Genomic DNA, 21,426 nt, shown 5'->3' on the forward strand with positions numbered 1-21,426 from the left:
AAATGTTTTCGAAATAATTTATTAATATAAGTTATTTACCTTCGTTTCCGGATAATTTAAAAATTAAACCGTCTAAAAAGATGAAGAAACAATTACTTTTTTTTATTCTATTAATCACACAATTTTGTGTGTTTGCACAGGTTCCGGCATATTACAATAATGTGAATGTAGATGCAACTGGAACGACTTTGAAGAATGCATTAGCTTCAAAAATTACTTCGACACATCACACAAATCTTTCTTATACACCAGGTGTATGGAATGCTTTGAGGCAAACAGATCTTGATCCGTCAAATTCATCAAAAGTTCTTTTAATTTATGGTTATAACGATTTTGATAGCGATTTCCATAATGATAGAACTCGTGGTAAAAATGATTATGGTGGAGGACAAGATGTTTGGAATAGAGAACATGTTTATCCAAAATCTTTAGGAACTCCAAATTTAGGAACTTCTGGAGCTGGAGCGGATGCACACAATTTAAGACCAGCAGATGCTAATAAAAACAGTACTAGAGGAAATAGAAAATTTGTTGACAATTCAGGTACATCTAGAATTATCAATGGAAATTGGTATCCTGGAGATGAGTGGAAAGGTGATGTAGCAAGAATGATTATGTATATGTATTTACGTTACGGAAACAGATGTTTACCAAAAAATGTAGGTGTTGGTAGCTCTGCTAGTTCTGATTCAAACATGTTACAATTATTTTTAGAATGGAATGCTGAAGATCCAGTTTCTCCTTTAGAATTACAAAGAAACCCAGTTTTAGAAGGATTACAAGGAAACAGAAATCCATTTATTGACAATCCTGCATTTGCTACAGCAATTTGGGGAGGACCACAAGCAGAAGACAGATTTGGATCTGGAACAACAAATCCAACGCCTTCAGGTGATGATTTATTTATTTCTGAATATGTAGAAGGTTCTTCTAATAATAAAGCGATTGAAATCGTAAATAAAACAGGAAATACTGTTAATTTATCAAACTATTCTTTAAAGAAACAATCAAATGGAAGCGGAAGTTGGTCTTCAACTTATTCGTTATCTGGAACTTTAGCAAATAACGAAACATATGTAATTGTTTATACATATGCTTCTTCTACTTTAAAATCAAAAGCAGATGTAACTACAAATAGTTCTGCTTTGACTTTCAACGGAAATGATCCCGTAGGTTTATTTAAAAACAATACTTTAATTGATGTTGTTGGAAATTATAATGGAGGAAGTACTTATTTCGCTCAAAATACAACTCTAGAAAGAAAATCTTCTGTAAGTAAAGGAAATACTACTTTCAACAAATCTGGAGAGTGGAATTCTTTAAGTATTGATACGTATAGCGGATTAGGATCTTTTGGAGGTTCATCTTCAACTTCGCCAACTCCAACACCAACAAACTATTGTACTTCAAAAGGATCTGATTCTTCTTATGAGTGGATTGATTATGTTGCTTTAGGAGGAATGACAAATAGTTCTTCAGATAATGGAGGATATATTGATGTAAATAAAACTGCTTATGTTTCTAAAGGTTCAAATTCAATTACTTTAAGTGCTGGATTCTCTGGACAAAGTTATACAGAGTTTTGGAACGTTTGGATTGATTTCAACAAAAATGGAACTTTTGAATCTAGTGAAAATGTTGTAAAAAACAGTTCTTCTTCATCATCAAACAGAAGTTTTACTTTCACGATTCCAAGTAGTGCATTAACTGGAACTACAAAAATGAGAGTTTCAATGAAATATGACGCAGATGGAACAGCTTGTGAAACATTTGATTATGGTGAAGTAGAAGATTATAAAGTGAATATTTCAAGTGCAAGATTTGCGAATACAAATGAAAATGTAATTACTTCAACAGTAAGTTTCTATCCAAACCCTGTAACTACAGTATTAAATATTAATTCTTCTACAACTTATAATTATACTATCTATGATATGTTAGGAAAAGTTGTAAAGAAAGGAAATACAGAAACAAAACAAATTGATGTTCAAGATATGAAATCTGGAGTGTATTCTATTTTATTAGAGAATAACTCAGAGAGAATTTCAGAAAGAATTGTGATAAGAAAGTAACATCCCCCTTTTAAGTTACAATATAGCCTGTCTCGTTTTGAGGCAGGTTTTTTTATGCTTTATTTTTAAAGAAGTCTTTCCTTGTTTTATTAAAATCATTTTCTATTTTTGGAGCAAATTTGCTATTGCTTATTCAAATAAGCTTAAAAAAATAAATTATGAAAGAAAAGGAAGTAAAACTCTCACTTGAGTTTAGAAAGCAAACCACAAATGCGATTATTTCAATAATTGTTTTTATTATTAGTTATCTAATTTTATTAGCTTTTGCTATTGGAATTACGATTTTATGTCTTTATGGAGGAATTTCAATTATCGCTGCAAAACCGATGATTTTTACATTTCTTATCGGTGGAGGAATTGCAAGTATGGGAATTCTAATTTTTATCTTTTTAGTAAAATTCGTTTTTAGTTTTCATAAAAAAGATCGAACAGGCCTGAAAGAAATTACAAGAAATGAGCAACCAGAATTGTTTCAAATGATTGATGAAATTGTAGATGAGGTAGGAACGAATTTCCCTAAGAAAGTTTACCTTTCTCCTGAGGTAAATGCTTCTGTATTTTATGATTCTAGTTTTTGGAGTATGTTTTTTCCTGTTCAGAAAAACTTAAATATTGGATTAGGCCTTATAAATACATGTACAAAAGATGAATTGAAAAGTATTTTAGCACATGAATTTGGACACTTTTCTCAGAAAACAATGAAAATTGGAAGTTATGTTTATCATGTAAATCATGTGATTTACAACATGCTTAATGATGATGAATTTTTTGATAAAACGATGCAAGGTGTAGCAAATATTTCTCAAATTGTTTCCTTATTTGTATTGATAACTGCCTATATTGTTTTAGGAATCAGATGGATTTTAATTCAATTATATCATATTGTAAATAAAAATCATTTGGCTTTGTCACGAGAAATGGAGTTTCATGCAGATGAAATTGCTGCAAGTATTACAGGAAGTAAACCTTTACAAACGTCGCTTTTAAGAATGTCCCTATGTGATTATGCTTTAAATGAAGTTTATCATTTTTATAATGATTTTTACGATGAAAATATAAAGTCACATAATTTTTATAAAGATCAATTTTATGTAATGAATTTTCTTGCAAAAAACAACAAGATAAAAATTAAAGAAAATTATCCTCAAGTTTCTTTAGATTATTTAAATAAATTTAATAAATCAAAACTAGTTATAAAAGATCAATGGGCATCGCATCCAAGCACAGAAGATCGAGTTGAAAAGTTAGAGAATTTAAACTATAAAACTACAAGTTCTACTATAGAATCTGCGAATTCTATTTTTAAAGATATTGAGAAAATCCAAGAAGAATTTACATTTAACTTTTTTAAACAAATAGAATATAAAGGAGAAACTTCCACTATTTCATTTCAAGAATTTGAAAGAAAATATGTTGAAAATCATTTAAAAAATACTTTTTCAGATTTATATAATGAATATTATAATACTAAAAATCCTGTAATTTTTGATATAAATGAATCTAGTTCTAAGGATGTTAATTTTGATGAAAAAATATTATTTTCTGATGAAATTAAAAATCGAGTATATACTTTATTAGCTTATAATCGTGATTTGGAAACTTTAAAATTAATTGAATCTAAAGAAATTTCAATTAAAACATTTGATTATGATGGTAGAAAATATCACAGTAAAGATGCTTCTTCATTGATTTCAAAAATTAAAAAAGAAAAAGAAAAATTAGATAGAATAATTGAAGAAAACGATCAAAATATATTTTATTTCTTTTTGAAATTAGAACAAAAACAGGATAAGAACAAATTAAAAGAATTGTATCAAAAATTGTTTGATATTGATAAAGAATTTGATGAAAAAGAGGAGTTATATCAAAAAATGATGCAAAAATTGGAGTTTTTACATGAGTCATCAATGACAATTGAAGATGCAAAAAGAAATTTTTCGAATTTATTTTCTTTTGAGAAAAAACTTAAAGAAACAGCCAAAAGCTATTTAGAAGATGAAGCTTTAAAAGAAGAATTTATAATTGCAGTAAAAGAGAATATGGAAGCTTATCTTACCAAAGATTGGGAGTATGTTGGTAAACAATCTTTATTTGAAAAAAATATTACAATGTTGTTCAATGTGATTTCTGATTGTTCTTATTTAAATTCTAGAAGATATTTTTATACCAAAAAGGAATTGTTGGTTTATCAAGAAAAATTAATTAAAAATCAAAAAGAAAGTTTAGAACAAATAAAAGTTTTGAAACAAGAATAACAGAATTTTAAAGACGAAATAATTTAAAAATCTATCATTAATTTGGTAGATTTTTTTTATGAAAATAATACAAAAAAATAAGACTAACTTGAAGGAGTTAGTCTTATCAACGCGTGTTTGTATGTAATAAACTGAAAGAAAATTAAAATTACTCAACAAACCCAACTCCAACAGTATTGTTAGATTGTGGATCAATTAAGATAAATGCTCCATTTTCTTTATTATCTTTAAAAGAATCAAAGAAAATAGGCTTATTTAATTTTAAGGTTACAGAAACAATATCATTCATTTTTACAGGACTTGCTTCTGTTTCGATACCAGAATAATCTGGCTTTATTTTATGTTGAATTGAGTCAATTTTTGTCAATACTTTATTCACACCATGCTGTAAAGCATATTTTTTGCCCGAAGATAAGAAATCTGAATCCATCCAACAAACAGTGGCAGAAAGTTGCTTTTCTATTTTTGGTAATTCATTTACTTTTACAATCATATCTCCACGACTTACATTAATGTCGTCTTCTAAAGTCAAAGAAACAGAAGTGTTTTTATTTGCCGTTTCATATTTTTCATCATAAAAATGAATTTCTTTTACTTTAGAAGTAGTTTGTGAAGGAAGTACAACAACTTCATCACCAACTGTCAATGAATTTCCATAAACTTTTCCAGAGTATGCTCTGAAATCGTGATATTCATTTGTTTTAGGGCGAATAACATATTGTACAGGAAAACGCATTATTCCTTCATTATATATATTCTCAATATTTAAGCTTTCTAAATGTTCTAAAATAGATTCTCCAGAATACCAAGACATATTTTCAGAAGTAGAAACAACATTATCACCTTTTAATGCGCTAACAGGAATGAATGAAATTTCTTGTTCTTTATATTCTCTTTTTTCGATTAATTTTTCAAAATCTGTTTTAATTTTAGTATAAACTTCTTCTGAATAATCTACTAAATCCATTTTATTAATTGCAACAATTACATTTTTAATTCGAAGTAAATTGTTGATAAAGAAATGGCGATTTGTTTGTTCTACAACTCCTTTTCTTGCATCAATTAAAATAATTGCAACTTGCGAAGTAGAAGCTCCAGTTACCATGTTTCTTGTGTATTCTACATGTCCAGGAGAATCTGCAATAATGTAACTTCTTTTATTTGTTGAAAAATAAATATGTGCCACATCAATTGTAATTCCTTGTTCTCTTTCTGCAACCAAACCATCTGTAGCTAAAGAAAAATCTAAATAATCAAATCCTTTTTGCTTACTTGTTCTTTCAATTGCTTCTAATTTATCTGTTGTAAGAGATTTTGTATCGTAAAGAATTCGACCAATTAAGGTACTTTTCCCATCATCGACACTTCCTGCTGTTCCTATTTTTAAGACTTCCATTGTAATCCAATATTGTTTTTCTGAATAAAACCCTAAATAAAGGGGAGTGCTTTTTTTCAACTAAAAAAACCAACCAAGTTTTACTATTATAATCCTATACCACTCTTCAATTATTCTATCATGTTTTCTTTTGTTCCAAGAGTGAAGCGCACTCCCCAAATATTTAAAAAAGGGGAAAAATAAATTAACTAACTATTTTATTCAGAACTTAAAAAATTAATTTTGTTTTGTTTTAGAAATAACCTTGTTGCTTTCTGCTTTCCATCGCAGCCTCTGAACGTTTGTCGTCAATTCTAGCTCCCCTTTCTGATATTGTAGAACTTCTAATTTCAGCAACAACTTCTGAAATTGTAGAAGCAAAAGAACTTACAGCAGCCGTACAACTCATATCACCGACAGTTCTAAAACGAACGGTTCTAGTAGAAACTTCTTCATCTTCTTCTCGGTGTACAAACTCTGAAGCAGACCAAATCATTCCATCTCGTAAGAAAGTATCTCTTTTATGAGAAAAATAAATAGAAGGAATTTCTAAATTTTCTCTTTCAATATAACTCCAAACGTCTAATTCTGTCCAGTTTGAAATTGGAAAAACTCGTACATTTTGTCCATGTTCAATATCTCCATTTAACATGTCAAAAAGTTCTGGACGTTGGTTTTTTTCATCCCACTGCCCGAAATCATCACGTACAGAGAAAATACGTTCTTTCGCTCTTGCTTTTTCTTCGTCTCTTCTTGCACCTCCAATGCATGCATCGAATTTAAATTCTTCAATGGCATCTAAAAGTGTAGTCGTTTGTAATGTATTTCTACTTGAATATTTTCCTGTTTCTTCTTTCACTTTTCCTTGATCAATAGAATCTTGAACATGGCGAACAATTAGCGTTAAACCTAATTCTTCTACCAATTGATCTCTAAATTTAATTGTTTCAGGAAAGTTATGTCCAGTATCAATATGTAATAAAGGGAAAGGAATTTTAGCAGGATAAAATGCTTTTTGTGCTAATCTTACTAAAGTGATTGAATCTTTTCCTCCTGAAAATAATAAAACTGGATTTTCAAACTGTGCAGCTACTTCTCGCATGATGAAAATAGCTTCACTTTCCAACGGATTAATATGTGATGTATCGTTATTCATTTTTTCTTAATTATGTAAACCACACTCTCTATTTTCTAAAACTTTTGTTGGGTCGAAATATTTAAATTCGTTTGGTAAGTTATGTTCTTCTAAATAAATGTCTAATTCTTCATCTGACCAAAAGTAGAAAGGACTTACCTTTAAAATTCTATCTTTACTAAAACTAAAAATCCCAATATTATCTCTAAAAGCAGTTTGTCCTTTTCTTAAATTCGTAAACCAAACATCAGGTTGATGCTCAGACATTGCTCTTTTAAAAGGTTCTAGTTTTACTTGTTCTGTGAAAATTGTGTGTTTAGGGTCATTTACATCAGGAATTCCCATTACAACATCTCTGTGAGCAGCAGTTTGTCTTGGAACGTATAATTGAATGTTTAATTCTAACTTTTCAATTATTTCCTCTGCATGTTGATATGTGTTTGGAGTATTATATCCTGTGTCACACCAAATAGTTTTGATGTTTTTATCTTCCGTAGCTACTAAGTTTAAAATTGCAGCTTCATAAGGACGGAAATTTGTAGTTATTACAGGATTTTTAGCTAAGGATAAAATCCATTTTACAATTTCTGATGGATGTTTATCTTTGAATTCCTCGTTGTATTTATTTAAAACTTCCTGACTTTCTCTCATGGAAGCAATATTATTTTTTTCTGTTGTCATAAAAGGTTCTTTTATTTTCCCCATTTTATTTTATTCCAAATTCGTTCGTGAAAAAAATATAGTGTCATTTTTGTCACCAACTCTATCAAACCTATTGAAAAAGCTAAGGATAATGTTCCAGTAACTAACCAAGAAATAAAAATTGTATCAACGGTTCCTACAATACGCCAACTAATTGTTTTGACTAAACTTCTTGAAAGTTTCTCTTCAGAATCTGCTTGTTTTTTTTGTTTTAGGCTAAATAGTTTCTCTATAAACATATTACCCTATCGGTTTACTAGGTTAATAATGCAAACCTATAAAAAATATTTTAGTTAAGAACTGATTTATATCCGATTTTTTATGAAAAATATTTTTATAGAGGATTTTTAAAGAAGAAAAATTAGAAATAATGTTAGAAAAATTAGAATGCTAAAATTCTGATTTACAGTGTTTATAACTTGTGTTTGTTGGAAAATGATTTTTTCCTATTTATGAATGTTAAAAACTTACAAGATTTCGTTTTTTTATTATTTTTTTAACAATTCAATGAAAAAATAAAATGAACAAGGATCAAGAATTAATCAGACTTTATTTTAAATATGACAGAAATTATTCTATAATTTTCTGATCAAGACAAAAAAGCAATGAAATAAGAGATATGGTAAAAACAAAAAGAACAGTTTTTATTTCTAAATATATTTTTGAAAGAAAAAGTAATTTAAATTATCATTCAGCATATAAAAATCAACTTGTTTTAAAATTTAAAATTAATGTTTTCGAAAGAGTTTAGGTAAAGATTTCATTCATTTAGAAGAATTTTTAGAATAAAAATGTAATTATTTTTTTAAAATTTGTCACAAAAACGAAATAGAGTAGTCATTACCTTTAAAGTATAAATATTGCTTAATCCAAACTTAAATCACAAACGAATGAAAAAACTACTTGTATTTAGTATCGCTCTTTTTTGTATGCAATTATTTGCACAGGAAATTCCAAATAAATTATCAAAAGCAGAAAAAGTTTTTGGTTTGTCAAAATTCTGGCAAGAAGTTAATTATAATTTTATCTATTTAAATGATATTGACCGAGAAGAATGGGATAAATTATATCAAAAAATGATTGTAGATGTTCAAGAAACAAAAAATGATTATGAATATTATAAATTATTGACAAAATTCTGTGCCTTTCTAAAAGATGGACATACAAATGTATATTATCCAAAAGAAATAGGAGACTTAATGTATACAACTTATTTTGGAGACTATCGATTCTATGTTGAAAATATTCAAAATAGAGCAATTATTACGCGAGTAAATGAAAGCAAATTAGAAGAATTGCCAATTGGAACAGAAATTTTAAAAGTAAATGGAATTTCGACACAGGAACATTTAGATAAAAACATAAAACCATATATGAGTTCTTCAACGGATTATGGTTTACAAGATATTTCAACGCTTTATATGTTAAAAGGTTTTGTAGGAACTAGCTATGATTTGGAAATTAAATTACCAAATGGAACGATTAAAAATCTAAAAGTTACTCATGCTGATGTAAAAGAAGAAAAAATTGTTCCTCCTTTTAATCAAAAATTGTTAGAATTTAAATGGTTAAAAAAGAAAACTGCTTATGTTGCTTTGAACTCGTTTAATGATCCAAAAATTATAGAAGAATTTAAAGCAATTTTACCTGAACTTAAAAAAGCTAAAAAATTAATTATTGACACTAGAGAAAATGGAGGAGGAAATTCTGATACAGGTTTAGAAATTCTAAAATATTTATCAAATGATACAGAGTTTTTAGGTTCTAAAACAAGAACTAGAAAACATATTGCTTCATATAAAGCGTGGGGAATGTGGACTAAGCCAAAAGATACAGTGAATAATGAGAGAAAGAAAGATTGGTTTTTAGCTGCAAATGATAATTTAATGCATGACATGGGAACAATGCAAGGAGTTTCTAGTTCAGAAATTAAAACAAGAGTTGTTGTTCCAACTGTAGTTTTAATTGGTCATAGTACAGCTTCAGCAGCAGAAGATTTTTTAATTTATGCAGATACACAAAAGCATTTCACAAAAATTGGAGCTCCAACAAATGGAAGTACGGGACAACCTTTATTTATGGATTTACCAGGAGGAGGAAAAGCGAGAGTTTGTACAAAAGAAGATACATATCCTGATGGAAGAAAATTTGTTGGTGTAGGAATTCAACCAGATATTGTTGTAGAAACAACAGTGGAAAGTTTTATTAATAATGAAGATCCTGTTTTAGATTTTGCAGTAAAATATTTGAAGAAAAAATAAATAATAGAAAGAAGTCCAACTAAATAGTTGGACTTTCTTCCTTTTTTATAAAAATATAACCGTATAACATCCTTAATTTATACTTTTTTGAAAGAAAGATTTTATAAATTGTTATGTAGCCAATTCATTCTATCTAAAAACCAATCTTCCAAATAAGTCAATTCTTCTTCATAGGTGTCAAAAAACACATAATTTGGCCAAACATATGTTCCTAAAATTTCCCATGTTTCGAAATTAGTTTCTCTTGATAACTCAATGTGTTTTGCTTGTTTTTTTAATTGATCTAAAAGTGCTTCTTTATTTTCATAAAAATATTCAAAACGATTTTTTACTTTTTGTTTGAATTCATCATTTTCAAATAATCGTTGATACCAAGCTGCATTTTTAATCCAAAATCCTTCCGGTTTTTCGTTTCCATTATAATTTACATTCCCAAAAGCAATATCAAAATCCCAAATTGGTCCCATCTTTAATTTTTCACCTGGAATTAAATTCATATAAACACTTGAATAAAAGATAGCATCATTATTTTTAGCAATTTCATTAATTAAATACCAATCTACAAAAGAATCAATATCAATAAATTCAGATAATTCTTCTAAAGATTTTTCTTCATCGCTAAATAAAGTAGCTTCAAAATTATTTAAATAATCTACAATAAAATTATACTCTTCACTATCTAAATCAAGCTTTGGTTCTTTAATATTAAAATAATAATTAGATTTAGAAGCTTGAAAATAAACATCATCAACATCAATTCTATTTAATTGATCTACTTCTAATAAATAACCATCATCTCCAATATTTACTCTATTTGAAGATTCTTCTACTTTTTGAGTTAATTGATAAACCCCAACATATTCATCATTAATTTCAACATCGACAAATTTACTTTCAGGAGTCCATTCCAAATTACTGATATAACCTAAGCTAAAAGCAAAATAATTTCTCAATAATGTTTTATCAGAATAATTTGCTAATAAAATCCATTTCTTATCATTAGGCATTTCTAAAATACCTTCTTTATCATCTAACTTAATTTGATAAGGTTTTTTTGGAAGTGCCCAGGTAGAATTTCCTCTTCCTCTAATTTTAATTTCTTCAAAAACTTGATTTTCTAAAGTTAAAGTTCCTTTTATATAATCTTCTTTTGAATTTATAGGTTCTTCATTTTCAGTTTCTATGGAAAATAAAGGAAGAAAAGTAGGTTCTTCAACAATTATTGAATTAGAATCATCTTCTTTACAACTTAGAGTTAATACAGAAAATAAAATAGCAATTTTTAAAAAATATTTTTTCATTATTATGTTTTGTTAATAAGCATACAAATCTAGCATACTTTTATTTGTAAAGGTGAAATTTTAAAATATGTTTAACATTCCTCTTTTTTTGTGAAAATATAACCATAAATCATCCCTACAAAAATTGCCCCTCCAAGAATATTTCCTAGAGTAGTTGGAAGTAAATTCTTCCATAAAAATGTTCCAATTGAAATATCTGCTCCGTGTAACATCGCATTTGGAATAAAAAACATATTTGCAATACTATGTTCAAATCCAAATGTTACAAAAGCCATAATTGGAAACCAAATTGCTAATACTTTACCAGAAGTATTTTTTGCTCCAAAAGCAGACCAAATTGCCAAACAAACCAGCCAATTTGCACCAACTCCTTTCCAAAATGTTTTCCAAAATGGATTGCTCGTTTTTGCAATTGCAATATTAATAGAACTTTCTAAATAGGGTTCTGAAGCTAGAATTCCTGTTAAATACACAAGGAAAAAAGCAATAAAAACAGAACCTATAAAATTCCCAACATATGAAACGGACCAAACTTTTAGCAAATTTTTAAAAGAGGATTTTTTCTGTAAAACTGGAATTGTCATAATAGTACAGTCACTTGTAAATAAATCCGCGCCGGCTAAAACCACCAATATCAGACCGACTGGAAAAACTGCACCAAAAAGAAATTTTTGCAAACCTGGATTTTCAGCGCCAATTCCAATAGAGCCTCCACCAACAATAATTGCTAAAATACAACCAAAAGCAACAAATGCTCCACCTAAAATACTAAGTAAAATAAACTTGTTTAAACTAAATTTTTCTTTTTTAAGAGCGTTTGTATAAACTTCATTAATTATTGGGTTTTCGTATATTTTTTGATCCGTCATCATGTATCTTTTCCTATGAGAGCGGCAAATGTAATTGATGAAAAAACAACTAAACATGATATTAATCAGCAAAAAATTAGAAATGACTTTTATTTTAAAAAATTGTATTTTTGTTTAAAAATAATAAAGATTTGTCAAACATAATTAAAACAGAGTTTACCATAAAAGATTTAGAAAATCTTTCAGGGATTAAAGCACACACAATTCGAATTTGGGAAAAAAGATATGAACTACTTTCTCCAAATAGAACTTCAGGAAATATTCGTTATTACGATGTATACAATTTTCAAAAATTATTAAATATTGTTTTACTTTATGAAAATGGATATAAGATTTCTAAGATTGCAAAATTAGAAAATGAAGAACTTTTTTTAAAGGCAAAAGAAGTTGCAAGTAAAGAAGCAAAAAATTCAGAAGCCATTAATTTATTCAAGATTTCAATGCTTCAATTTGATGCTTTTCTATTTCATAAAACATATAATGAATTACTTGTAAATAAAACATTTACAGAAGTTTTTTCTGAAGTTTTTATTCCTTTATTAAATGAAATTGGAATGCTTTGGCAAACAAATACTTTAACTCCAGCACAGGAACATTTTATCTCAAATTTGATTGCGCAGAAAATTCAAATTAATATAGATAAACTACAATTAAACCCAAGAAATCCAAACAAACCTGTTTATGTTTTATTCTTGCCAGAAAATGAGATTCATGAACTTGGAATTCTATATTTACAATATGAATTATTGCTTAGAAATTGTGAAGTGATCTATCTTGGAAGGAATGTTCCATTAGATAATTTAAAAACACTTTTTTCTTCTTTTGAAAAAATAATTTTTATCACTAACTTCATAATAACCCCTTCCAAAAAGCAATTACAAGAGTTTATCAAGCAAATATCTGACTATATTAAAGATACAAAACATGAATTTTGGTTAGTAAATAGAAATATTTTAGAATTTAATTTTAATACTCAAAATATTGATATTCAATTTTTTAAGTCTTTAAAAAATATATTAACTAAAATTTAAATAATTTTCCTTCTTTGTTTTGTTTAACTTTTTTGTAGTTTTGTTAAACAAAATGAAAAGAAAGATATACATATTAGGTTCGGGTTTTTCTTCTTTAGCTGCTTCGTGTTATTTGGCTAAAGCAGGATTTGATGTTCATATTTTAGAGAAAAACAACACATTAGGTGGAAGAGCTAGACAATTGAAAAAAGATGGATTTACTTTTGACATGGGACCAACTTGGTATTGGATGCCAGATGTGTTTGAAAGATTTTTTTCTGATTTTAATGTGAAACCATCGGATTTTTATTCTTTAGAGAAATTAAACCCAGGTTATCAAGTCTATTTTGATAAAGAAGATTCGTGCTCAATTTCTGCTAACTTGGAGGAGATTTATGATTTTTTTGAAACAGAAGAAAAAGGAAGTTCAAAATATCTAAAAGACTTTATTCAAGAAGCAAAACGAAATTATGATACTGCAATAAAAGATTTAGTTTACAAACCTGGAATTTCTCCGTTAGAATTGGTTAATACGAAAACAATTCCCCAAGTCACACAATTTTTTTCTACAATTAGAAAACGAGTTCGAAAGAATATTAAAAGTGAAAAATTACTTCAAATTTTAGAGTTTCCAGTTTTATTTCTTGGAGCAAAACCAAGTAATACTCCAGCTTTTTACAGCTTTATGAATTATGCTGATTTTGGTTTAGGAACTTGGCATCCGAAAGGAGGTATGTTTGAAGTAATTAATGGAATGATTTCTTTAGCAGAAAGTTTTGGTGTAAAGTTTCATGCAAATTCTGAAGTTTCGCAAATTCTTGTAGATAATTCTAAAAATGTGGTTGGAATTAAAGTAAATGACGAAATTTTAAAAACAAATCTTGTTTTAAGTGGAGCTGATTATCATCATACAGAAACTTTATTAGAATCAAAATTCCGTCAATATTCAGAAAAATATTGGGCAAATAGAATTTTTGCGCCTTCTTCCTTACTTTTTTATGTTGGTTTTGATAAAAAATTAGAAAATGTTTCACATCACACCTTATTTTTTGATGCTAATTTTGATCAACATGCGGAAACAATTTATGATAATCCATCTTGGCCAAAGAATCCTCTTTTTTATGCAAGTTTTCCAAGTATAACAGAAGATGCTTTTGCTCCAAAAGGCATGGAAGCAGGGACATTTTTAATTCCTTTAGCACCAGGAATTGAAGATTCGGAAGAGCTAAGAGAAAAATATTTTAATATTATTTTATTAAGATTAGAAAAAAGAACAAATCAAAAACTACGAAATCATATTATTTTCAAAGAAAGTTTTTGTGTAAACGACTTTATAAAAGATTACAATTCTTATAAAGGAAATGCTTATGGACTGGCAAATATCTTGACGCAAACAGCTTTTTTACGTCCAAAAATTAAAAGTAAAAAGGTGAATGGTTTGTTTTTTACTGGACAATTGACAGTTCCTGGTCCTGGAGTTCCCCCAGCATTAATTTCTGGGAAAATTGTTGCTGAATTAATTCAAAAGACGATAACTAAATTATGAAAATTCTATTCGATGAGGTTTCTTTTGCTACAAGCAAATTAGTAACCAAAAAATATAGTACTTCTTTTTCTCTGGCTGTTCGTATGTTATCCCCAAAAATACGTTCTGCGATTTATAATATTTATGGTTTTGTCCGTTTTGCAGATGAAATTGTAGATAGTTTCCATGATTATGATAAGGAATTTCTCTTAGATAAATTTGAACGAGATTATCATTTGGCGAAAGAACACAAAATAAGTTTAAATCCAATTTTAAATTCGTTTCAAGAAACAGTTGAAAAATATAATATTGAGGAAGAAATGGTTACTGCTTTTATGAAAAGTATGAGAGCGGATTTACAAGAAGTAAATTTTACGACAGAAGAAGATTATGAATCCTATATTTATGGATCAGCAGATGTTGTAGGGTTAATGTGTTTAAAAGTTTTTGTAAATGGAAATCAAGAAAAATATGAAGAATTAAAAGAGCCAGCAATGCGACTTGGTTCTGCTTTTCAAAAAGTAAATTTTCTTAGAGATTTAAAACAAGACGCAGAAATTTTAAACCGTTCATATTTTCCAAATGTGAATTTAAAAGCATTGGATGCAAAAGTGAAACAAGAAATTATTGAAGATATTGAAGCCGATTTTGATTATGCTTATCACGAAGGAATTGTAAAACTTCCGATAGAAGCGAAGTTTGGAGTTTATATGGCGTATCGTTATTATAGAAAATTATTGAAGAAAATTAAAAATACACCTTCGTCAAAAATTATTGAAACTCGAATTCGAATTTCAAATCCGACAAAGATTAATTTACTCGCAAGATCTTATATTAAATATAAATTAAACTTAATCTGATGGTATTATTTATCGTAATTACAGTAGTAACATTTGGAATCATGGAAGGAATTACTTGGTGTACACACAAATTTGTGATGCACGGATTTTTATGGTATTTGCATGAAGATCATCATCAGCCAGGATATCCACATGTTTTCGAAAAAAATGATGCGTTTTTTATCATTTTTGCAGTTCCAAGTATTTTGTTGTTTTATTTCGGTTTAGAACCTGTTTTAAATTATAAATTTTTCATTGGATTAGGAATTTTGTTATATGGAATTGCTTATTTTCTAATTCATGATGTGTTAATTCACCAGCGTTTCAAATGGTTTAAACGAACAAAAAATAGATATTTAAGAGGATTGCGAAAAGCGCATAAGATTCATCATAAACATTTAGGAAAAATTGATGGAGAATGTTTTGGAATGTTATATGTTCCTTTTAAATATTTTAAAAAATGACACATTGGTTGTATTTGGCTTTAAATCTTGGTTCGATTAGTATTCCTCTGATTTATTCCTTTGAAAAGAAAATGTATTTTATCAAATATTGGAAGAAAATTCTTCTTTCGTCGACAATTGTTGCGATTTTATTTTTGATTTGGGATGCAATCTTTACAGCAAAAGGAATTTGGGGTTTTAATCCTGATTATTATTTAGGTTTTAAAATTCTAAAAATGCCAATTGAAGAATGGTTGTTCTTTTTATGTATTCCATATGCAAGTATTTTTATTCATTATGCATTAAAACATTTCAAACCAAAACTTATATTATCGATATTCTGGGTAAAATTTATTTCTGTTATTCTCAGCTTTTTAAGTGTCTATTTAATTGTTTCTAAGTTTCAAAAAGCTTATACATTAATTGACTTTTCAGTTTTTTTAATTACAATTTTACTCGGTTTGTTGTTCGGAATCAAAATTTTACAGAGATTCTTTATCGCATTTCTACTTATTTTGATTCCGTTTTTTATTGTAAATGGAATTTTGACAGGAAGTTTTATAGAAGCTCCTGTTGTTTGGTATAATAATGAAGAAAATCTTGGAATTCGACTTTTTACGATTCCAGTGGAAGATATTGCATATGCATTTAGCATGTTGTTTTTAAATATTTTAATTTTTGAAAAACTTAAAACCAGATAATATGTATTTCTCAAGAAAAGATATCGATTCGTTAGGACATTTATACAAAATTAATTTAATCAATAGTGTTTCAGGTTTTAAATCGGCAAATTTGATAGGAACAAAATCAAAAGATGGAATTCCAAATGTTGCTGTTTTTAGTTCTGTAACACATTATGGATCAAATCCACCAATTTTAGGATTTGTTCTTCGTCCGACTTCTGTTCCAAGAAATACGTATGAAAACATAAAAGAAACTGGATTTTATACTATAAATCATATTTTTCAATCAATTGTTTTAGATGCACATCATACTTCTGCAAAATATTCAAAAGAAATTTCTGAATTTGAAAAAACGAATCTTGAAGAAGAATATTTAGGTAATTTTTATGCGCCTTTTGTAAAAGATTCTCCTGTAAAAATTGGAATGAAATATTTGGAGGAATATTATATTAAAGCAAACGATACTATTTTAGTTTTAGGTGAAATCACGGATTTATATATTGAAGATAACATGATTCAAAAAGATGGTGTTGTCGATTTAATTCAAGGAAAAATTCCAGCAATAAATGGATTGGATACATATGTTTTTCCAGAGAAAAAATTACAATTAGCTTATCAAAGACCAAAATAAAAAACACTCAAGGACTTTCACTTTGCAATCTTTGATATTTATAAGTTATTCGATGTTATGTCGAATAACTTTTTTTGTTGTTTTACTTTTCAATTAATATTTGTAACTTAAATGTTATAAAATTATTTTAATTAAAATATTCTCTTATCTCTCTACCAAACCAAAAATGATTTAAAATTAATAGATATGAGAAAATTTTCAGTATTATTTTTTACGTTTTTTTTGCTTTTAGCTTGTAGTAATGATGATGATTCGACAATTGCTTCTTTGGATTTAATTCCAGAAACACCAATTACGAAAACATGGACAGTTGTTACACAAATTGATGATGGAGAATTGATTGCTTTAGATGATTGTAATTGGCAATATTCAATGGAAATTAAGGAAGATAAATCGTGCATTGTAAACCGTTATTTAAAAAATGAAAGTGGAGAATGTATTAATTATACAGCAATTTTAAAATGGGGGAAAAATGAAGATGGACAATATCATTTTGAAAGTGAAGATGGTTATTTTCATGCAGATGGAGTTTTGGTAAATGACGCACTTTATATTATCTTTTATTATGATGGAAGATTAAGAAGATATAAAATGAAATAATAAATAAAAGTACAGTTTTAATTTAAACAGATTTGGAGGTGAAAACTTTAAATCTGTTTTTTTTGATACTATTTTGACCAAATTTTTGAAAAATCACTCTTTTTTGGTTAAAAAAGTTTAACGGTAATTAGGTATTTTCCTAGTGGTTTTTTAGGTTTTTCTAAAACTAAGTATGGTTTAATTGGTTTGTAATGATACATTTGCCTTATCAGAAAAGTTAAGAAATAGATTTTTGGAGAAATAAATTTTGGAAAAAAAGCTTTTCTGTTTGCGAAAAATATTACTACTAAAAAAACTAAAAAATGAAAAGAAAATTTTTACTATTACTAACGATTTTATGTGCAAATTTTTTATCAGCTCAAAATATTACTTTTTTAGATTATAATCTAAAACAAGGCTTATTAAATACAGATTGTATTGATTCAAATAATGATAGTATTTTAGATTCAGATGCTGATTTAAATAACGATGGCGAAATTTCAATTCAAGAGGCAAGTTCAATTACTTATTTATCTTTAAAAAACTTAGGAATTACTTCTTTTAATGAAATTCATTTTTTTTCAAGTGTAAAATATTTAAATCTTTCTGGAAATTTTCTAACAGCGATAAATGTTTCGAATAATCAGACTTTAGAGTCATTAAATATTTCAGATAATAATTTATCTAACTTAGATGTAACTCAAAATCAAAATTTAGTTGGATTAATATTAAAAAATAATAATTTACAATCTATAAATACTACACAAAATCCAAATTTAATTTCATTGAATTTAAATGGAAATAATTTTCAAGATATTGATGTTGCTTCAAATGATGAATTACTTTGGTTACACTTAAAAAATAATCAGTTTAAAAATATTGATTTAGAAAGAAATTCAGATTTAATTATGGTTGATTTAAGCAGTAATCCTTTAGATTATATCTATATCAACAATGAAAATCCTTTACAATTTTTAAATGTGCAAAATACAAATCTTTCTTACGTTTGTACAAATGAAGAGTATATTTCACACTATGAAAATATGATATTGGATTTATATCCAAATTGCCAAGTGAATTCATTTTGTGACTTTAAAAATATCCGAGATATTTATGCATTAAATGGTAATATTTATTTTGATGCAGATAATGATGGATGTGAAGAAAATGAGTTTATGCAACAAGATATTAATTTCCAAATTTTTGCTCAAAATGGAGAAACTTCATTAATTTCTTCTGACAAAACAAATTATGAAATTTTATTTCCAACAGAAGGAACTTATTTAGTTCGTCCAGTTTTTTCAAACATGGAACAATACCATATTACACCACAAGTTTTACAAGTTCATTTTTCATTTGATAATGGAATTATTTTTCTAGATCAAGACTTTTGTATTTCTCCATTAACTAATACCAATGGAATGAATGGAGTAAACCAAGAACACTACTTAGACATTGAAACTCCTTTTAAGGAAGAATTAAAGAAATTTTTAGAAAAAGAAGAGAAAATTGCAAAAAATATTAGTATTTTTCCTAATCCTATTGAAGATGTAATGTTTATTTCAGGTCAAGAATTAATAAACGAAATCGAAATAATAGATATTTATGGAAAAAGAGTCTTTAGAAAAGAATATACTTTAAGAAAAAAGGAATTACAATTAAATTTAGGAAATATAAAATCTGGAATTTATTCTTTGAAAATATCTTCAGATAAAAGACAAACTGTAAAGAAAATAGTTGTCCAATGATGGAGAAAGTAGTGGTTAAAAATCCGTTTAGAAATAAACGGATTTTTTTATTGTTTTTTTACATTTTTAAGAATTAATAAATTAATAGGATTAATTCCTAAACCTTGTACATTTTTCTGGGTAAAACGAATCACTTCATCATAATATAAAGGAATAATTGGTGCATCTTGCATTGCTAAACTATCCATTTCACGATATAATTTATAACGAATTTCATTGTCTACAGTAGAAATTGCTTTTCTATATAATTCATCGAATTTTTCATTTTTATAATGTGTATAATTTGGTCCATTTGGAGCAAAATTTTCACCATAAAAAAGAGAAAGATAATTTTCCGCATCTGGATAATCTGCAACCCAACTCGCTCTGAAAATTTCTAATTTTCCATTTGCTTTTCCTTGTCTCAAAGCTGAAGGTGGAATTACATCCACAGCAACGTCAATTCCAATTTTTTGAATTTCTCTTTGAATAAATTCACATAAATCTAAATATTGACTATTGGTTGAAATTGTAATTTTAGGTTGACTAATTCCTGTCAGTTTTTTAAACTCTTTTACATATTCTAAAGCTTTTTCTTTATCATAATACACATAATTTTTATTTTGATAAGAAGGTAAACCTTTTGGAATAATACCATTGGTAGCAGGAGTTCCAATATTATTTCTTAAATACTTTAGCATTCTTTTTCTATCAAAACCAAAATTTAAAGCTTTACGAATTAATAGAGAATGTGTTGGTTTTACATTTGGAACATCTAAATAAATCCCTAAATATTCTGTGTTTAAATAAGGACTTTTTTGCATGTTTATTTTCTTTGTATAATGATTTTGTAAAGTTCCTGTTTCCGTTAAAAGTTCATCTTTATAAGAAGGAGCAATTCCAGAAAGAAAATCAATATTTTCTTGAACAAATTGTAAAAATTCACTTTGTTTATCTGGTAAAAAAGTGATTGCTACAGCTTCTAGATGAGGTAGTTTTTCTCCGTTTTGATTTGTTTCATGATAATTTTCATTTTTTCTAAAAACCAATTTGGTGTTTTCTACCCAAAGTTTAAAATAAAAAGGACCAGTTCCAACAGGATGATCTCTAAAAGAATGTTCTTTATTGTCCACAATTTCTTTTGGAACAACTGAACAATATTTCATAGATAATAAACCAAGAAAAGGAGGGAAAGGTTGTTTTAATTTAATAATAAAAATCGAATCATTCTCCGCTTGATAATGAGAAACATTTTGCATTACCCATCTTCCTGGAGAAGCAACTTTTTCAGAAGTTAAACGATTAAAACTATAGATAAAATCAGAAGCTTTTACAGTTCTTGTACTATCTTTTCCAAATAAATGATTTTTATGAAAGAAAACATCATTTCGTAAAATAAATTTATATTCCAATCCATTTTCAGAAATTTTCCATGATTTAGCAATATCAGGTTGAATATGTAATTTTTCATCGAGTTGCACTAAACCATTGAAAAGTTGATTTGTTGCCCAGATATTAGCATTATTTTTTGCAAAAGCTGGGTCTAATGAAGAAATATTTGAATGTTCATTATATCTAAAAACAGAATTAATTTTTTCTTGTTGTTTTTTTGAATCACAAGAAAAAAGAATAATTGTAATTAAGAAAAGAATAATAATTTTAGCGTTCCCAATCATAAGATTTTTCAATTTTACATACTTTTATACTGTAAAATTCATACCATTTTTTTTGACCATTTTTAATTGCTTTTTGATGAATTTCATTTTCTCTCCAAGCTTTAATATCTTCCAAAGTTTCCCAATATGAAATTGTAATTCGAAGTGAGTCTTTACCAAAATCCATTCCTAAGAAACCTTTTTGATGTTGAATTAAATTTTCAATTTCATTTGCCATTTTTTGATAACCTTCTTCATCAAAATTTGTTCTTTTAGAAGTGAAAATTACTGCATAGCAATCTGTATAATCTTTATTTTGAGTCATAAGAGAAGAAAAAAACTCAAAACCACAAAAGAATGTAGT

19 protein-coding genes are annotated in these 21,426 nt (G+C 27.3%); 11 read left to right on the forward strand and 8 right to left on the reverse strand.

The annotated features are described in order from the left end of the window. Window positions 1–80: 80 nt before the first annotated feature. Both I1A51_RS07310 and I1A51_RS07315 read left to right on the forward strand, forming a co-directional pair. Window positions 81–2,072 carry an endonuclease gene (locus I1A51_RS07310; protein WP_196892562.1) on the forward strand — a complete coding sequence of 664 codons (1,992 nt, stop codon included), beginning with the start codon at window positions 81–83 and terminating at the stop codon, window positions 2,070–2,072. Between the two features lie 158 nt (window positions 2,073–2,230). After that, window positions 2,231–4,327 carry a M48 family metallopeptidase gene (locus tag I1A51_RS07315; RefSeq protein WP_196892564.1) on the forward strand — a complete coding sequence of 699 codons (2,097 nt, stop codon included), beginning with the start codon at window positions 2,231–2,233 and terminating at the stop codon, window positions 4,325–4,327. A 148-nt stretch (window positions 4,328–4,475) separates the two neighbouring features. Here I1A51_RS07315 and I1A51_RS07320 read toward each other — a convergent pair whose 3' ends face one another. The 4 genes from I1A51_RS07320 to I1A51_RS07335 form a co-directional block, all read right to left on the reverse strand. Beyond that, complete coding sequence (locus tag I1A51_RS07320; protein ID WP_196892571.1) at window positions 4,476–5,723, reverse strand: sulfate adenylyltransferase subunit 1; 1,248 nt, start codon at window positions 5,721–5,723, stop codon at window positions 4,476–4,478. Window positions 5,724–5,955: 232 nt separating this feature from the next. Then, on the reverse strand, window positions 5,956–6,858 hold the full coding sequence (gene cysD / locus I1A51_RS07325) for a sulfate adenylyltransferase subunit CysD (RefSeq protein WP_196892573.1): 903 nt from the start codon (window positions 6,856–6,858) through the stop codon (window positions 5,956–5,958). Window positions 6,859–6,864: 6 nt separating this feature from the next. Then, complete coding sequence (locus tag I1A51_RS07330) at window positions 6,865–7,488, reverse strand: phosphoadenosine phosphosulfate reductase domain-containing protein (RefSeq protein ID WP_196893176.1); 624 nt, start codon at window positions 7,486–7,488, stop codon at window positions 6,865–6,867. 41 nt (window positions 7,489–7,529) lie between these two features. After that, on the reverse strand, window positions 7,530–7,778 hold the full coding sequence (locus I1A51_RS07335; protein WP_196892575.1) for a DUF2061 domain-containing protein: 249 nt from the start codon (window positions 7,776–7,778) through the stop codon (window positions 7,530–7,532). A gap of 651 nt (window positions 7,779–8,429) precedes the next feature. On the opposite strand from I1A51_RS07335, the gene I1A51_RS07340 reads away from it, so the two are divergent. Beyond that, window positions 8,430–9,800 carry a S41 family peptidase gene (locus tag I1A51_RS07340; RefSeq protein WP_196892577.1) on the forward strand — a complete coding sequence of 457 codons (1,371 nt, stop codon included), beginning with the start codon at window positions 8,430–8,432 and terminating at the stop codon, window positions 9,798–9,800. Between the two features lie 101 nt (window positions 9,801–9,901). On the opposite strand, the gene I1A51_RS07345 is transcribed toward I1A51_RS07340, so the two are convergent. Continuing rightward, on the reverse strand, window positions 9,902–11,101 hold the full coding sequence (locus I1A51_RS07345) for a CotH kinase family protein (protein ID WP_196892579.1): 1,200 nt from the start codon (window positions 11,099–11,101) through the stop codon (window positions 9,902–9,904). A gap of 71 nt (window positions 11,102–11,172) precedes the next feature. Next, window positions 11,173–11,970, reverse strand: a complete 798-nt coding sequence (locus I1A51_RS07350) for a formate/nitrite transporter family protein (RefSeq protein WP_196892580.1) — start codon at window positions 11,968–11,970, stop codon at window positions 11,173–11,175. A 131-nt stretch (window positions 11,971–12,101) separates the two neighbouring features. On the opposite strand from I1A51_RS07350, the gene I1A51_RS07355 reads away from it, so the two are divergent. The 8 genes from I1A51_RS07355 (at window position 12,102) to I1A51_RS07390 (ending at window position 19,428) form a co-directional block, all read left to right on the forward strand. Continuing rightward, window positions 12,102–13,001, forward strand: a complete 900-nt coding sequence (locus tag I1A51_RS07355) for a MerR family transcriptional regulator (protein WP_231373986.1) — start codon at window positions 12,102–12,104, stop codon at window positions 12,999–13,001. A 52-nt stretch (window positions 13,002–13,053) separates the two neighbouring features. Further along, window positions 13,054–14,526, forward strand: coding sequence for a phytoene desaturase family protein (locus tag I1A51_RS07360; RefSeq protein WP_196892582.1), 1,473 nt, complete (start codon window positions 13,054–13,056; stop codon window positions 14,524–14,526). Further along, on the forward strand, window positions 14,523–15,365 hold the full coding sequence (locus tag I1A51_RS07365) for a phytoene/squalene synthase family protein (RefSeq protein ID WP_196892583.1): 843 nt from the start codon (window positions 14,523–14,525) through the stop codon (window positions 15,363–15,365). Before I1A51_RS07360 ends, I1A51_RS07365 begins: the two co-directional genes overlap by 4 nt. After that, window positions 15,365–15,808, forward strand: coding sequence for a sterol desaturase family protein (locus I1A51_RS07370; RefSeq protein ID WP_196892584.1), 444 nt, complete (start codon window positions 15,365–15,367; stop codon window positions 15,806–15,808). The genes I1A51_RS07365 and I1A51_RS07370 overlap by 1 nt, the downstream gene beginning before the upstream one ends. After that, window positions 15,805–16,488, forward strand: coding sequence for a lycopene cyclase domain-containing protein (locus I1A51_RS07375; RefSeq protein WP_196892585.1), 684 nt, complete (start codon window positions 15,805–15,807; stop codon window positions 16,486–16,488). The genes I1A51_RS07370 and I1A51_RS07375 overlap by 4 nt, the downstream gene beginning before the upstream one ends. 1 nt (window position 16,489) lies before the next feature. Further along, window positions 16,490–17,101, forward strand: coding sequence for a flavin reductase family protein (locus I1A51_RS07380; RefSeq protein ID WP_196893177.1), 612 nt, complete (start codon window positions 16,490–16,492; stop codon window positions 17,099–17,101). Between the two features lie 186 nt (window positions 17,102–17,287). After that, the gene (locus tag I1A51_RS07385) at window positions 17,288–17,701 is read left to right on the forward strand and encodes a hypothetical protein (protein WP_196892586.1); all 414 of its coding nucleotides are present in this window, start codon (window positions 17,288–17,290) and stop codon (window positions 17,699–17,701) included. A 302-nt stretch (window positions 17,702–18,003) separates the two neighbouring features. Beyond that, on the forward strand, window positions 18,004–19,428 hold the full coding sequence (locus I1A51_RS07390; protein ID WP_196892588.1) for a T9SS type A sorting domain-containing protein: 1,425 nt from the start codon (window positions 18,004–18,006) through the stop codon (window positions 19,426–19,428). Window positions 19,429–19,475: 47 nt separating this feature from the next. Here the strand turns inward: I1A51_RS07390 and I1A51_RS07395 are convergent, their stop codons facing one another. Then, a complete protein-coding gene (locus I1A51_RS07395; RefSeq protein WP_196892590.1) occupies window positions 19,476–21,083 on the reverse strand; it encodes an ABC transporter substrate-binding protein in 1,608 nt (535 codons plus the stop codon). Further along, window positions 21,067–21,387: an antibiotic biosynthesis monooxygenase family protein gene (locus tag I1A51_RS07400; RefSeq protein ID WP_196892591.1), complete on the reverse strand. Its 321-nt coding sequence runs from the start codon at window positions 21,385–21,387 to the stop codon at window positions 21,067–21,069. Before I1A51_RS07400 ends, I1A51_RS07395 begins: the two co-directional genes overlap by 17 nt. Between the last annotated feature and the right edge of the window lie 39 nt (window positions 21,388–21,426).

Source organism: Aureivirga marina, assembly GCF_015767265.1.
GTDB lineage: Bacteria > Bacteroidota > Bacteroidia > Flavobacteriales > Flavobacteriaceae > Aureivirga > Aureivirga marina.